This is a genomic window from Nonomuraea sp. NPDC001699, from assembly GCF_053596455.1.
In genome coordinates this window covers 14856-27870 of the sequence record NZ_JBSFGF010000017.1, presented here as the reverse complement: position 1 = coordinate 27870, position 13015 = coordinate 14856, and the positions used below count along the sequence as shown (strand labels likewise).

The following is a 13015-nucleotide window of genomic DNA, read 5'->3' as shown; positions in this document are numbered from 1 at the left end:
GTCTCAGGTGGTGGTGTTGTGCCGGGCGACGGCGGCCCGTACCGCGTACTCGTCGCCCGCGGCGATCGCCTCGACCAGGTCGGCGTGGACCTGGTAGCGCTGCTCGCGGTAGCCGGCGCCGGCCGCGTCGTCGGGGCTCGGGGAGGTGGCGCCCAGATGGCCGAGGGTGCCGGTGTAGACGGCGCGGGCCATGGCGTTCGGGGTGATCGCGGCGATGCGGTCGTGCAGGGCCCAGTTGGCGCGGACGAAGGCGTCCCAGCCGGGCGCGGCGCGCAGCCGTCGCAGCAGGCGGCGCAGGTCGGCGACGTCCCGGCGGGTGCGATGGCGGGCGGCGCCGACGTCGATCAGCTCCTCCAGGTGGTCGCGCAGCTCGATGGCGTCGGCGACCGTGCCCGGCTCCTCCGCGACGCCCAGCAGGGTGTGCCGCAGCCGCACCACCGGACCGGGGTCGGCGACGAACAGCCCGCCGCCGCGCCCCGGCCGGATCTCCAGCACGCCCCGGTCGCGCAGCAGCCGGACGGCCTCGCTGACCGTGGCGTAGCCGAGGCCCGTCTCCGCCCGCAGCGACTCCAGCGTGCCGACCGGTTCGCCGGGCGTCAGCCCGCGCGACCTGATCCGGTCGTCGAGCGCGGCGGCCAGCCGCTCGGCCCGCGTGAGCGCGCCCTGTCCGGGGGCGGACGCCGGTTGTCCGGGAGAGGAGAGGTAGGGCATAGTCCGGATCCAACCACAAAACCTGCGAACCTTTGGAAGGTTTTCGCGGCCTTGAGGAGATGAACGATGAGGATCGTCGGGATCCGCCGGAACGCCCCGGAAGGGGCCGTTCAAAGGGGCGACGGGGTCGAGGTGGGCGCGTTGTCGGACGACGGCGCCGAGGTCGCCGTGCTGGCCCCGCTGGAGCGGTTCTGGGCCGGCGCGGCCGGGTTCCTGTCCGGCGAGCCGGCCGGTGAGCGGGTCCCGGCCTCGTCGGTCACCTTCGTGCCGCCGGTGCTGCCGCAGGCCCGGGTGATCTGCGTCGGTCTGAACTACCTCAGGCACGTCGCCGAGGGCTCGTACGCCGGGGAGGGCGTGCCGCCGCACCCCACGCTGTTCGCCCGCTGGACGCGGTCGCTGACCGTGGACGGCGTCCCGGTCCCGGTGCCCTCCGGCGAGGACGGCCTGGACTGGGAGGGCGAGGTGGTCGCGTACGTCGGCGCGCCGCTGGTGGACGCGGACCCGGAGGAGGCGCTGGCCGCGGTCGCCGGCTACTCGGTCTTCAACGACCTGACCGCGCGCAGGGCGCAGAAGCTCACCAGCCAGTGGATCCTCGGCAAGAACGCCGACCGCTCCGGCCCGCTCGGCCCGCTGGTGCCCGCGTCCGAGGTCGGCGACCTGCGTGACGGGCTGAGAGTGCGGACCCGGGTGAACGGCGAGGTCGTCCAGGACGGGCGTACCGACGAGATGGTCTACGGCGTCGGCGACACCCTGGCCCTGATCTCGCGCACGTTCACGCTGCGGCCCGGCGACCTGCTGGCCACCGGCACGCCCGCCGGGGTCGGCTACGCGCGCACCCCGCCGTGGCTGCTGCGGCCCGGCGACGTCGTCGAGGTCGAGGCCGAACGCCTCGGCCGGGTGCGCAACCCGATCGTCGGGAACGACGCGCGGGCGCTGCCCGAGACGGAGGGGTGATCCCGGCCGCGATGGCCGACACTGGGGTGGTGGAGACACGACCTGTCCGGGGCGGGGCGGCACGGCCGGGGCACCGGCTGCGCTTCGGCCCGGCCGCCGAGGGCATCGAGCGGCTGGCGGCCTCGCTCGTCGGCGAGGCGTTCGCGCCCCACCGTCACGACACGTACGCGATCGGCGTCACGCTCGCCGGCGTGCAGACCTTCCGCTACCGCGGCGAGCTGCGGCGATGCCTGCCGGGGGAGTGGCACGTGCTGCACCCCGACGAGCCGCACGACGGCGCCGCGGGCACCGACGCGGGCTTCGGCTACCGGATCTTCTACGTCGACCCGTACCTGGTCCAGGAGGCGCTGGGCGGCCGGCCGCTGCCGTTCGTCGCCGACCCCGTCGTGCGGCCGGAGGGGATGTCGCCGGCCCTGCTGGCGTGGCTGCGGCACCTGGACGAGCCCCTGGAGGAACTGGCCCGGCTGGAGGTCGCGCTGCTGGTCGCGGCGGCGCTGGAGCGTCACGCCGACGTCCCCGCCCGGCGGCGGCGCGGCGCCCTCGCGCTGGAGGCCCTGACGCGGGTGCGCGAGCTGATCGCCGCCGACCCCGCGACCCGGCACCCGGTGGCCGTGCTGGAACGTGTCTCGGGGCTCGACCGCTGGACGATCGCCCGCCAGTTCCGCGCCGCCTTCGGCACCAGCCCCACCCGGTTCAGGACGATGCGCCAGCTGGACCTGGCCCGGCGGGCGATGCGCGGCGGCCTGCCGCTGCCGGAGGCCGCGCTGCGGGCGGGCTTCGCCGACCAGAGCCACCTGACCCGCATGTTCAAGCGCGCCTACGGGCTCACACCCGGCGAGTGGACCGCCGCCCTCACCTGAGGCCCGTCGGTCCTGGCCTCGATCGCGCGCACGACGGCCGCCATGTCGAGCGTGCCGTGCCCGAGCGCCAGGGTCTCGGCGAACAGCTCGTGGCAGACGTCCAGCAGCGGCGAGGCCACGCCCGACGCCCGCGCCGCCTCGGCGATGAGCCGGTTGTTCTTCAGCACGTCGGCGACGGCGGCCTGGGCGGCGAAGTCGCCGTCCAGCAGCTTGCGGGCCTTCGACCGGGACACCTCGCTGGCCATCGGGCCCGAGTGCAGCACATGGGCGAACGTCTCCAGGTCCAGGCCGTGCCGGGCGGCGAAGTGCGTGGCCTCGGCCAGGCCGCTGACCATGGTGATCAGGAAGATGTTCACCGCCAGCTTCATCAGCAGCCCGCCGGGGACCTGGCCGCACGCGATCACCTCGGAGCACATCGGCGCGAGCAGGGGGCGTACCTCCTCGACCACCGCGGGCTCGCCGGCCGGCATCGCCACCAGCCGTCCGGCCTCGGCCGGGCCGCGCGAGCCCGACACGGGCGCCTCGACGTAGTCGCCGCCCGCCGCCCGTACCGCCGCGCCCAGGTCCCCCGAGTACGCCGGGGACGTCGTGCCCATGTGCACCACGACCCGCCCCGCGACCATGGACGCGAACCGCGGCGTGCCGCGTCCGAGCACCGCGTCCACGGCGGCCTCGTCGGCCAGCATGAGCAGCACGACCCGGGCCGCCTCGAACACCTCGGCCGGGCTCGCCGCGACCCGCGCGCCGGCCGCCCGCAACGGCTCGCACCCGGCCGCCGTACGGTTCCAGACCACGACCGGCGTGCCCGCCCGCACCAGGTTGAGCGCCATGGGCCGTCCCATGATGCCCAGTCCGATGAATCCCGCTCCGGCCATGCGCCCGACCTCCCGCTCCACGCGTGCCGCCGCCAACCGTTGTAGCCGGGCGGACGGGCCCCGGTCTTGAACGGTTGTGCGGCCCCGGCCGCCGTCAGGGCGTGGTGACGTCGAGGTCCTCGCTGGAGACGCCGAGCACGCCGTCGATGTCCAGCAGCTCGGCGACCAGCTCCCTGACCACCCCGGAGCCCTGGACGACGAGCCAGATCGAGACCGACCGCGGGTCCTTGCCCTCGTGCTCGCGTTCCATGGTGAGCTCGGCGATGGCGAAGCCCCTGTCGCTGCACAGGGAGAGTACCCGCCGGAGCGCGCCGTGGCGGTCGAGGTAGGTCAGGTGCAGGCGCGACTGGGCGTACTTCGAGCGCGGCAGCCGGGCGCTGAGCGGGGTGAAGACGAACAGGACCAGGAAGTGGCCGGCGGTGACGGCGATCGCCAGCAGCCACAGGCCGGCTCCGGCGGCCATGCCGACCGCGCAGGTCAGCCAGACCACCGCGGCGGTGGTCAGGCCGCGCACCGCGTCCCGCCGGACGAAGATCAGGCCGCCGCCGATGAACCCGATGCCCGACACGATCTGCGCGGCCACCCGGGAGGGGTCGAGCGTGACGTGCTCGCCCAGGACGTCGGCGAAGCCGTACTTGGACACCAGCATGATCAGGGCCGAGGCGAAGCCGACCAGCGTGTGGGTGCGCAGGCCGGCGCTCTTCTGGCGGATCTCGCGTTCGAGCCCGATGGCGGCCGACAGCAGCAGGGCCAGGCCCAGTTCGCCCAGCTGGGTCCATCCTTGCCCGGCCAGCGCCGGGGCAGCGAGAACCGTCCCCATTTGCCCAGATGTCCCCGGGGTGCGCGGGATTCACACGTAGTTAGTTGCCTGACTCACTTTCTGTGTTACGGTTCTTGTTAGTCAGGCAACTGACTAATGACTGAGGAGAGAATCATGATCGTTGTCACCGGTGCCACCGGGAACGTCGGCCGTCCGCTGGTCCGCCTGCTCGCCGAGCGGGGCCACGAGGTGACCGCCGTGTCCCGCCGCATCACCCCGTCCGACGTGCCGGCCGGCGTGCGCGCGGTCGCCGCCGACCTGTCCGGCCCGTCCGCCGGCCTGCCTGCCGCGGCGGACGCGGTCTTCCTGCTCATCGGCGGCGACCTGATGATGACCGGGGACCCCGTCCGGGTGGTCGCGCCCTTCGCCGGGGCCGGCAGGATCGTCCTGCTCTCCTCCCAGGGAGTGGCCACCCGGCCCGACTCGCCGTCGCACGGCCTGGCCTTCGCCGCCTTCGAACGCGCCGTCATGGAGTCCGGCGCCGACTGGACGATCCTGCGCCCCGGCGGCCTGGCCTCCAACGCCTACGCCTGGGTCCCGTCCGTCCGGTCGGGCCGTGCGGTGGCCGCGCCCTTCGGAGAGGTCGGCCTGCCGATCGTCGACCCGGAGGACATCTCGGCCGTGGCCGCCGCCGTCCTGACCGAGCCGGGCCACGCCGGCGCGACGTACGAACTGACCGGGCCGGCCCTCACCACCCCGCGCGAGCGGGCCGCCGCCATCGCCGAGGCCGTCGGCGAGCCGATCGCCTTCGCCGAGCAGACCCGCGAGGAGGCCCGCGCCCAGATGGTCACGTTCATGCCCGCCCCCGTCGCCGACACCACGCTCGACATCCTCGGCACCCCGACCGTCCGGGAGCGGACCGTCAGCCCCGACGTCGAGAAGATCCTCGGCCGGGCCCCCGGCGACTTCGCGGGCTGGGCCAGGCGCAACGCCGCCGCCTTCCGGTGACAGCCGCGGGGGCGGGCGGCCCGCGCGTCGGCTCAGGCGCTCACGCCGAGATCCCCGGCCGTCACGGGAGCGCGCGGCGGACGGCCCGACACGTGCCGTTCGAGCTCGTCGAGTGCGCTGTCGCTGAGCCGCCGGGTCTCCGCGCCGAGCGAGCCCGCGACGTGCGGGGTGAGCATGACGTTGGGCAGGTCGTACAGCGGTGAGCCGGCCGGCAGCGGCTCGGGGTCGGTGACATCGAGGATGGCGTCGATCCGGCCGGCCGCGCACTCGCGTTCCAGCGCGGCGGTGTCCAGGACCGAGCCGCGCGCGGTGTTGATCACGGTCGCGCCGTCGCGCAGCAGGGCCAGCTCGGCGGCCCCGACGAGGTGACGGGTGGCGGGCAGCGCCGGGACGTGCAACGTGAGCACGTCGCAGCGGGCCAGCAGCTCGGGCAACGCGACCAGGCGGGCGCCGGCCGCGCGCACCTCGTCCGCGTCCGCGTACGGGTCGGCGACCAGCACCTCCGCCGCCTCCAGGACGCGCAGCAGGTCCACGACCCGGCGGCCCACCCGGGAGAAGCCGACGACGCCGATCGTCCTGCCGCGGTTGGACAGCTCGCCGCGGCGGGCCAGGTAGGACCGGTCCTCGCGGTACCGGCGCGCGTCCTGGGCGAGGAACGGCGCCTTCTTCCCGGCGAAGACGATCGCGGCCAGGGTGAACTCGGCCACCGGGATCGCGTTCTCGTCCGCCGCCGTGGTGACGAGCAGACCGCGGCGCCAGACCGCGTCCGTGGCGAACCCGCGTATCGAGCCGGCGCAGTGGAAGATCGCGCGCAGCCGGGACGCGTCCGCCAGGCGCTCGGCGGTCAGCGGCGGGCAGCCCCACGACGTCACCAGCACCTCGGCCGCGTTCAGCGCCCGCCGCGCCGCGGGCGCGTCCAGGTCGGCGGTCCAGATGGGGTCGCCGACCTCGGCCAGTTCGCGCAGCCGCCGCAACTGCGGCTCGTGGAACTGCTCGGCGAAGGTGGCGGGGTCCATGACGAGCAGGGCACGCGGCCGTCGTACGTTCACCTGGGTCCTTCCGGCGGCGGCATCGCTCAGGACGTGAACCTGACCAGCTCCACCCGTGAGCGGATGCCGAGCTTGCTGAAGATGTCCCTGAGATGGTGCTCGACCGTGCGCCCGCCGAGGAAGAGCTGCTCGGCGACCGCCTTGCCGGCAGCGCCCTCGGCCACCATGCGGGCTCGCCCGGGCGGGGCGGGAGAAAGTGTGGCATTCCGGTGACAGCAAGCGCTTGGTGACCTACCTTGAGTCCTGACCGTCAAGGAGTGCCGATGCGCAATCAGGGGCTTGGGTCTTGGCCGGCACGCAGGGCGCGGATGACGCCCGCCCGGCCCGCGATCGGTTTCCAGGGAATCGACCGCACTTATGGCGAGCTGTACGACCGGGTCACCCGGCTGGCTCACGGGCTCGCGGCCCTCGACGTGGGCCGCGGCGACCGGATCGCCTACCTCGGGCCCAATCACCCGTCCCTGGTGGAGACGTTCTTCGCCGCGGGCCTGCTCGGCGCGGTGTTCGTCCCGCTCAACGCCCGGCTCGCCCCGCCCGAGCTGCGGTTCGTCCTGGACGACTCCGGCGCCCGGGTCGTCGTCCTCGGCGAGGGCCGCGACGGCGGCGGGCTACCAGGACGGCACCTGAGCCAGGACGCCGTCGAGGAGCTGATCGCCGGCGCGCCCGCCGACCCCCTCGACGAGCCGGTGAGCCAGGACGACATCTGCCTGATCATGTACACCTCGGGCACCACGGGCCGCCCCAAGGGCGCGATGCTCACCCACGGCAACCTCATCTGGAACGCCGTGAACCTGCTGGTCGACGTGCCGCTCGCGCACGACGAGGTGACGCTGGTCAGCGCGCCGCTGTTCCACATCGCGGCCCTGGCGCAGACGCTCGTGCCGACCGTGCTCAAGGGCGGCAGGGCGCTGCTGGAGCCGTCGTTCGAGGTGGACAGGACGTTCGACCTGATCGAGTCCGAGCGGGTGACGGTGATGTTCGGGGTGCCGTCGATGTTCACGGCCCTCGCGCGGTCGCCGCGCTGGGCGGGCGCCGACCTGTCCGGAGTGCGGCACCTGCTGTGCGGGGGAGCGCCGGTACCCGAGCCGCTGATCAGGACGTACCGGGCGCGCGGGCTGACGTTCCTCCAGGGGTACGGCATGACGGAGACCTCGCCCGGCGCGCTCTTCCTCGGGGAGGGGCACCCGGACGACAAGCTCGGCTCGGCCGGGGTGCCGTGCTTCTTCTCCGACGTGCGCCTGGTGGCCCCCGACGGCTCGCCCGCCGCCCCCGGGGAGCCCGGCGAGGTGTACGTGCAGGGCCCCAACGTCATGCCCGGCTACTGGCGGCGTCCGAAGGAGACCGCGAAGGTGCTGTCCGCCGACGGCTGGTTCAGGTCGGGCGACATCGGCGTGGCCGACGAGGATGGTTACGTCCGCATCTCCGACCGGATCAGCGACATGTACGTCTCCGGCGGCGAGAACGTCTACCCGGCCGAGATCGAGAACCTGCTGTACGCCCATCCGGCGGTGGCCGAGTGCGCGGTGATCGGCGTACCGGACGAGAAGTGGGGCGAGACCGGCAAAGCGCTGGTCGTGCTGCGACCGGGAGCGAGCGCGGAGCCCGACGACCTGCTCGCCCACCTGGACGGCCGCCTGGCCCGCTTCAAGATCCCGAAATATCTGGAGTTCGTCCCCGAGCTGCCGAGGAACGGCGCCGGCAAGGTGCTCAAGGCGTCCCTCAGCAGGCTGTACGGGGAGCAGGGCGGCTGACCCGGGCGGGATCAGCCGATCGCGGGCAGGCGGAGGTCGGCGAAGACGCCGCGGTGGTCGGTGCCGGGCACGTCGAGGAGCTCCGTACGGGCCACGCCCACCCGCCGGTCGGCCAGCACGTGGTCGATCGCGATGATCGGCGGTATCGCCCGGCCGCTGGGCCAGGTCGGGACGAGCCCCTTGCCCACCTGGTCGGCCGCGTCGACGTAACCGCGGGCCAGCAGGTCGCGGAAGGCGCGGTGGTCGAGGGTGGCGTTGAAGTCGCCGGCCAGGACCCTGATCACCGACGGCGACGGGGACGGCAGCGCCCTGAGCGAGGCGTTCCACCGCTCCACCATCGGGCCGAGTGGCGCGTCGGGATGCACCGCCACGACCTCGACCTTGACGCCCCCGGGCAGGGACAGCGTGGCGGCCGGCATGTTGTGGCCGATCGGGGTGAACAGGCCCCGCAACGACCTGAGCGGGCGCTTGGCGAACAGGCCGCTGCCGATCGCGCCGTCCGCGGCCTGGAGCACCCGGTAGGGGAGCAGCTTGCGCAGCCCGGCCTGGTCGAGCCGCCGGACCGCGTCCGGCGTCAGCTCCAGCGCGCTGAACACCTCGATCTCGTACGTGCTCACCAGGCGCACCACGGCCTCGGCGTCGGCCCGGCCGAACAGGTTGACCGACAACACCCGCAGCGGGACGCCGTCGGTCACCTTGCCCGCCTCCACCCCGGACGCCCTCGGGATCAGGCACGCGACCAGCACCACGCCCACGAGCGCCGCGCACAGCCCCGCCGGACGGTTGCGCCTGAGCACCGACAGCAGCGCGGTCAGGGCGGCCAGCCCCGCGCCGATCGGCGTCACCGTCATGAGCTGGGTCAGGAAGGAGCCGGTCTCCAGGCCGCCGACCCGCAGCGCCGCCCAGGCCGCCAGCAGCGCGACCACCGTCCAGGCGAACCAGCGCCTGCGTCGCCGGGGGGCCGGACGCTCGTCGGCGGATGCGCGTTCGGCCGTCGCGCTCGCTCCCCGTTGATCCACAGCATGAACCCTAAGGCAGCGGCGGAGGAGGCGAACCGGGGTCAGCCCGCCGACTCGGCCCCGGCCTTGACGGCGAGGAGCTGCCTGCGCATCGTGACGAAGTCCCCGACGTCCGTCATCGCGACGTGGGCGGCGCCGCGTACGGTGGGCTCGCCGCGCGTCCGGAGCCGGTAGATCAGCCGGGTGCCGCCGCCGGTGTCGCGGAGCGCGACGGAGCAGGTCGTGGTGGCGTCCGCGCCGCGGTCGGCCAGCACCAGGCTGTGGGGCACCTCGGCCCGTTCGACGACGAAGCCGCCGCCGATGACGTCGCCCGGCCTGAGGTCCCGGAGGGGCCGGTCGGGTTCGGCGGCCGCTCCGGGACGCGTGCCGGGACGCGGGTAGCCGCCGAGCCGGACCACCCAGGCCCAGACCGCGGCGGGCGGGGCGTCCACGGTGACGGCGCGGGTGGCCTGGAGCTGGGGGAGCGGCACGATGTCGTCACCCGGCAGGTCCTCGTGCACCTCGCTGTCGGTGGCGCCCCAGCGCAGATGCCAGGGGCGTACGGCGAGCAGGTACCCGGCCGCCGCACCCGCGGCCAGCCGGACCAGACGTCGTGGCAGGAACATCGCAACACTCCTTCGTACGCTCGGAATTTCGGCTATATGTGTGAATTATGGGCCAATATGGCTAGATCTGATCGGCTTTCCAAAATGTCAGATCGTAGGTCTCCGCTATCGGTCGCCATGCCTGGACGAATTGCTCCTTCGCCGTCTGCGCGTCCGCCGATCTGCTGAGACCCCGCCGGTAATTCCGGTCGCCGGAGACCGGGCCGGTGCAGCCCCCCGCCAGATGGCGCCGAGCCCAGGACAGGAAGGCGGTGTCGGCGTCGTAGGAGGCGTCGAGCGCGGTGATGAGCGCCTGCTTCAGCGCCGCGCCCTCGGGCAGGGCCGTCACCTCCAGCGTCCGGGCGGCGGCGAGCTGGTCGCGGCGGCTCGCGGTGATCTCCTCGATCGTGGTCACGGCGGCCCGGCGGCAGCCGGTCGCGTCGGCGATCGCCGCCGACAGGCTGGAACGGGTCGAGCTGCTGCTGGACAGGAGCTCGTCCACCTGCCCGGCCTGGCCGGCCGCCGTCCCGGCCCCGTCCGTGGTCGGGTCGCCGCTCGGCGTCGGGTCCCCGGTCGAGGCCGGGTCTCCGGTGGCGGTGGCGTCCCCGGTCGCGGGGTCCTCGCTCGCCGGGTCCCCTGCCGTCGCGGCCGACGTCTGCGGCTGCCCGGCCGGCGGCCCGCCGTCCGGGCTCCGGCCCGCCTCGGCCGGTGCGGACGGCCCGCTCCCGGCCACCCACCACACCAGGGCCGTCGTCGCACAGGCCGCCGCCACGCTGACCAGCACCACCGGTCGCCGCCACCCCGGCGGACGCAGCCGTGAGGGCGGCGGCGGATGGTCGTCCCCGGGCGCCCTGGGCGAAGCCCCGCCGAGCGGCCCGCCCTGGAGCGGACGCCCGGCCGACCCGACGCCCCTGACGTCCGCGGGGCCGACGGGCGGCGAGCCGGTGCCGGTGTCCGGGGTGGTGGTCGGGGTGGGGGAGGGGGTGGGAGGGGGGACGGGGAGGAGGGCGCCGCAGCGGGGGCATTGGGCCAGGGCGCCGGTGTCGCTGCCGCATCGCCCGCACCGCCCTCCCACGCCTGAATGGTGGACCAATACACCCTCCCGTAATGTTCCGTAAAGGGATGAATTTCGATTTTATCGGGCTTTTGTCCTGAGCTTCACTTCTGGTGAACGAGACTATTTGATAACAACGAGCCCCCCAAAGCACTCGCCCCTCATAAGCTCGGCCAGGTCCACCGACGAAGGAGGGTCATGGCCGTCGGCAGCTCCGGTGCCACCGGCTCGACGCGGGACACGGCGGCCCACCCGGGCGTGCCCCGCATGAGCAACGTCACCCGCTACCTCAGCGCCGCCGCCTACCTGGACAGCGGGTTCCGCGACCGGGTGCTGGCGGAGCTGATGTTCGATCCCTACCGCGCGGTCCCCCCGTCCTACGGCGGCTTCGACCTCATCCCGGTGATCCACCACTGCCGCCGCTCGCGCTCGATGCTCGTCGTCCGCGACGCCCTCATCACGGTGTTCTTCCTCATCGGGTTCATGATCTCCCCGATGAACACGATCGCGTGGGTGGCGGTGCTCGTCCCGCTGGTGCTGCTCACCTCGGCGCGGGTCCGGCGCGGCTCGGCGGTGCTGCGGGCCATGCTCTGGTTCTGGGCCGCGAGCATGGCCCTGGTCACGCTGTTCGCGGTGTTCTTCACCGGCCTGTACACGATCCTGCTGGGGTTCTCCGGGTCCTCGTTCTACGACGACCGCCCCTCCTACGACCTCGCCGACGTCCTGGGCCAGAACGCGGGGCCGCTGGCGCTGGCGATGTCCGTGCCCCTCACCACGCTCGGGGTGGCGCTGGTCTACCGGATCGCGACGTACATGACCCTGGCCGGCACGCTGCGGCCGGGCGCGCCCGAGCCGGTCACCGGCGCGGCCGGCCCCCGCGCCGCCCATCGCATCGACTACGTGCGCAGCGCCCAGTGGGGCAACGTCACCATGTACGCCAACGAAGACGCCTTCATGGGCGCCGGGTCCATCGCCCGGAGCTGGTCGATCGCCGTCGAGCTCGACCGCGTACGCGGCCGCGAGGGCCCGCCGCGCCGCCAGGACGACCCGGTCGACCTCGACCCCGTCGAGCTGCACGCCTTCGTCCGCGAGCGGCTCAAGGACATGCGCGACCGCGTGCTGCGTCCCAACGAGGGCATCCAGCGCCTCGACATCGGCGACCACGTCGTCACCCGGGGGATCTTCACCGTGGCCGACTGGCACCAGGGCGGCGCCCCGGTGTCCCATCCGCTGATCGGCAAGAACGGCCTGCCCAGGTCCCACGCCACGCCCGAGGAGATCGAGGCCGTCGTCCGCCATCCGCAGGGCGGCGTGCGCTACTACCAGCGCGTCACGATCAACAACGCCGGGCAGGAGATCCGCGACCGCAACGGCCGGCTCGTCGCGCCCGCCGAGGACCAGGAGGCGCTGACCTCGGCGTTCATCTACCTGGCCGTCGAGGGCCGGATGCTCTACACCCAGTTCGTGGTCACCGTGCTGCCGCCGGCCTACGGCCCGTACCACGTGGTCGACCGGCTGCCCACGATGACCGGCGGCCGCATCGCCTGGGAGGCGGTCCGGTCGCTGAAGCTGCGGCTGCTGCGCGACGTGCTCGCCGCCCCCGCGCGCCTGGTCCGTACGGGCACGCAGGCCGTCCGGCAGAACATGATGGCGCCCGACCCGCGCAAGCACATCGTCTACCCCTACGGCGCCCGCTTCAGCGTCCGCGAGCTGGGCGCGAGCGACGACCTGCAGACCCACATCCAGGTGCTCGACGTATCCAAGTACGTGCGGATGATCGAGCAGCGGCTCACCGAGGCGGTCCTCGACTTCCTGGAGGACCGGGGCGTGGAGACCGGCGCCTACCGTCTGCAGGCGGCGAGCGTGACCATGAACACGCTGTCGGTCAGCGGCGGCGCCACGGTCAGCGGCCCGGTCGCCTTCGGGCACCAGGCCGCCGCGACGGTCAACAACCTGGGAGGGCAGAGCGCGTGACGAACGAGGAGACCCCCATGCCCGGCTCGTACGGCGTGCACATCAGCGGCGGCGAGGTCAGCGGCCCGATCGCGGTGGGCCCGCACTCCCGCGCCACGGTCAACAACCTGGGCGGCACGTCCCCCGGCGAGGCGGCCCGGCTCCTCGACCTGCTGGAGCGGCTGCTCACCGAGCACGAGGCGGCCGTGACCGAGCCCGCGCGGGCCCGCCGGGACGTCGCCGACGTGCGGCAGGAGATCGAGCAGGCCGACCCCGACCGCTCCCGCGTCATGGACGCGCTCAAGCGGCTGTCGGCCCGCGCGGCCGAGGTGTCGGTGATCGTGGAGGTCGTCGGCCAGATCCGCGAGCTGTTCACCTGACCCGGGCGGGGGGCCGTGGTCGGGGGGAGGCCGTGCCCCCCGGCAGAGGCCGTGTTC

At 73.9% G+C, this 13015-nt stretch carries 14 protein-coding genes; 6 read left to right on the top strand and 8 right to left on the bottom strand.

The window, feature by feature from the left end; translation table 11 throughout:
- Positions 1 to 3 precede the first annotated feature (3 nt).
- A complete protein-coding gene (locus ACWCSU_RS36900) occupies positions 4 to 711 on the bottom strand; it encodes a FadR/GntR family transcriptional regulator (protein ID WP_449941373.1) in 708 nt (235 codons plus the stop codon).
- Positions 712 to 777: 66 nt separating this feature from the next.
- Between ACWCSU_RS36900 and ACWCSU_RS36895 the strand changes: the two genes are divergently transcribed.
- Both ACWCSU_RS36895 and ACWCSU_RS36890 read left to right on the top strand, forming a co-directional pair.
- Positions 778 to 1665, top strand: a complete 888-nt coding sequence (locus ACWCSU_RS36895) for a fumarylacetoacetate hydrolase family protein (protein ID WP_449941372.1) — start codon at positions 778 to 780, stop codon at positions 1663 to 1665.
- A 29-nt stretch (positions 1666 to 1694) separates the two neighbouring features.
- Positions 1695 to 2525: an AraC family transcriptional regulator gene (locus ACWCSU_RS36890; protein WP_364087020.1), complete on the top strand. Its 831-nt coding sequence runs from the start codon at positions 1695 to 1697 to the stop codon at positions 2523 to 2525.
- Here ACWCSU_RS36890 and ACWCSU_RS36885 read toward each other — a convergent pair.
- A complete protein-coding gene (locus ACWCSU_RS36885; RefSeq protein WP_449941369.1) occupies positions 2483 to 3400 on the bottom strand; it encodes an NAD(P)-dependent oxidoreductase in 918 nt (305 codons plus the stop codon). The genes ACWCSU_RS36890 and ACWCSU_RS36885 overlap by 43 nt on opposite strands.
- Before the next feature lie 94 nt (positions 3401 to 3494).
- Entirely contained in the window at positions 3495 to 4220 is a 726-nt protein-coding gene (locus tag ACWCSU_RS36880) for an MgtC/SapB family protein (RefSeq protein ID WP_449941367.1), read from the bottom strand.
- Between the two features lie 114 nt (positions 4221 to 4334).
- Here ACWCSU_RS36880 and ACWCSU_RS36875 point away from each other — a divergent pair, with 114 nt between their 5' ends.
- Positions 4335 to 5168, top strand: a complete 834-nt coding sequence (locus ACWCSU_RS36875) for an SDR family oxidoreductase (RefSeq protein ID WP_357693794.1) — start codon at positions 4335 to 4337, stop codon at positions 5166 to 5168.
- Between the two features lie 32 nt (positions 5169 to 5200).
- Here ACWCSU_RS36875 and ACWCSU_RS36870 read toward each other — a convergent pair whose 3' ends face one another.
- Both ACWCSU_RS36870 and ACWCSU_RS36865 read right to left on the bottom strand, forming a co-directional pair.
- Positions 5201 to 6217 (bottom strand): hydroxyacid dehydrogenase, encoded by a 1017-nt coding sequence (locus tag ACWCSU_RS36870; protein WP_449941363.1) that lies wholly within the window; start codon positions 6215 to 6217, stop codon positions 5201 to 5203.
- A gap of 26 nt (positions 6218 to 6243) precedes the next feature.
- Entirely contained in the window at positions 6244 to 6384 is a 141-nt protein-coding gene (locus ACWCSU_RS36865) for a helix-turn-helix domain-containing protein (protein WP_357693790.1), read from the bottom strand.
- 141 nt (positions 6385 to 6525) lie between these two features.
- On the opposite strand from ACWCSU_RS36865, the gene ACWCSU_RS36860 reads away from it, so the two are divergent.
- On the top strand, positions 6526 to 7968 hold the full coding sequence (locus tag ACWCSU_RS36860) for an acyl-CoA synthetase (protein ID WP_357693788.1): 1443 nt from the start codon (positions 6526 to 6528) through the stop codon (positions 7966 to 7968).
- A gap of 11 nt (positions 7969 to 7979) precedes the next feature.
- On the opposite strand, the gene ACWCSU_RS36855 is transcribed toward ACWCSU_RS36860, so the two are convergent.
- The 3 genes from ACWCSU_RS36855 to ACWCSU_RS36845 all read right to left on the bottom strand — a co-directional run bounded on the left by ACWCSU_RS36855 (position 7980) and on the right by ACWCSU_RS36845 (position 10646).
- The gene (locus ACWCSU_RS36855) at positions 7980 to 8987 is read right to left on the bottom strand and encodes an endonuclease/exonuclease/phosphatase family protein (RefSeq protein WP_357693786.1); all 1008 of its coding nucleotides are present in this window, start codon (positions 8985 to 8987) and stop codon (positions 7980 to 7982) included.
- 41 nt (positions 8988 to 9028) lie between these two features.
- Positions 9029 to 9592, bottom strand: coding sequence for a hypothetical protein (locus ACWCSU_RS36850; protein WP_449941359.1), 564 nt, complete (start codon positions 9590 to 9592; stop codon positions 9029 to 9031).
- 61 nt (positions 9593 to 9653) lie between these two features.
- A complete protein-coding gene (locus ACWCSU_RS36845) occupies positions 9654 to 10646 on the bottom strand; it encodes a hypothetical protein (RefSeq protein ID WP_449941357.1) in 993 nt (330 codons plus the stop codon).
- 177 nt (positions 10647 to 10823) lie between these two features.
- Here ACWCSU_RS36845 and ACWCSU_RS36840 point away from each other — a divergent pair, with 177 nt between their 5' ends.
- Both ACWCSU_RS36840 and ACWCSU_RS36835 read left to right on the top strand, forming a co-directional pair.
- Positions 10824 to 12599 carry a hypothetical protein gene (locus ACWCSU_RS36840; RefSeq protein ID WP_357693780.1) on the top strand — a complete coding sequence of 592 codons (1776 nt, stop codon included), beginning with the start codon at positions 10824 to 10826 and terminating at the stop codon, positions 12597 to 12599.
- Positions 12596 to 12958, top strand: a complete 363-nt coding sequence (locus tag ACWCSU_RS36835; protein ID WP_357693778.1) for a hypothetical protein — start codon at positions 12596 to 12598, stop codon at positions 12956 to 12958. Before ACWCSU_RS36840 ends, ACWCSU_RS36835 begins: the two co-directional genes overlap by 4 nt.
- Positions 12959 to 13015 lie beyond the last annotated feature (57 nt).

Bases quoted from the DNA above. Each gene is read 5' to 3' on its own strand.
- ACWCSU_RS36900 (WP_449941373.1), bottom strand. From the start codon at position 711: ATGCCCTACCTCTCCTCTCCCGGACAACCGGCGTCCGCCCCCGGACAG.
- ACWCSU_RS36895 (WP_449941372.1), top strand. From the start codon at position 778: ATGAGGATCGTCGGGATCCGCCGGAACGCCCCGGAAGGGGCCGTTCAA.
- ACWCSU_RS36885 (WP_449941369.1), bottom strand. From the start codon at position 3,400: ATGGCCGGAGCGGGATTCATCGGACTGGGCATCATGGGACGGCCCATG.
- ACWCSU_RS36880 (WP_449941367.1), bottom strand. From the start codon at position 4,220: ATGGGGACGGTTCTCGCTGCCCCGGCGCTGGCCGGGCAAGGATGGACC.
- ACWCSU_RS36875 (WP_357693794.1), top strand. From the start codon at position 4,335: ATGATCGTTGTCACCGGTGCCACCGGGAACGTCGGCCGTCCGCTGGTC.
- ACWCSU_RS36865 (WP_357693790.1), bottom strand. From the start codon at position 6,384: ATGGTGGCCGAGGGCGCTGCCGGCAAGGCGGTCGCCGAGCAGCTCTTC.
- ACWCSU_RS36860 (WP_357693788.1), top strand. From the start codon at position 6,526: ATGACGCCCGCCCGGCCCGCGATCGGTTTCCAGGGAATCGACCGCACT.
- ACWCSU_RS36850 (WP_449941359.1), bottom strand. From the start codon at position 9,592: ATGTTCCTGCCACGACGTCTGGTCCGGCTGGCCGCGGGTGCGGCGGCC.
- ACWCSU_RS36840 (WP_357693780.1), top strand. From the start codon at position 10,824: ATGGCCGTCGGCAGCTCCGGTGCCACCGGCTCGACGCGGGACACGGCG.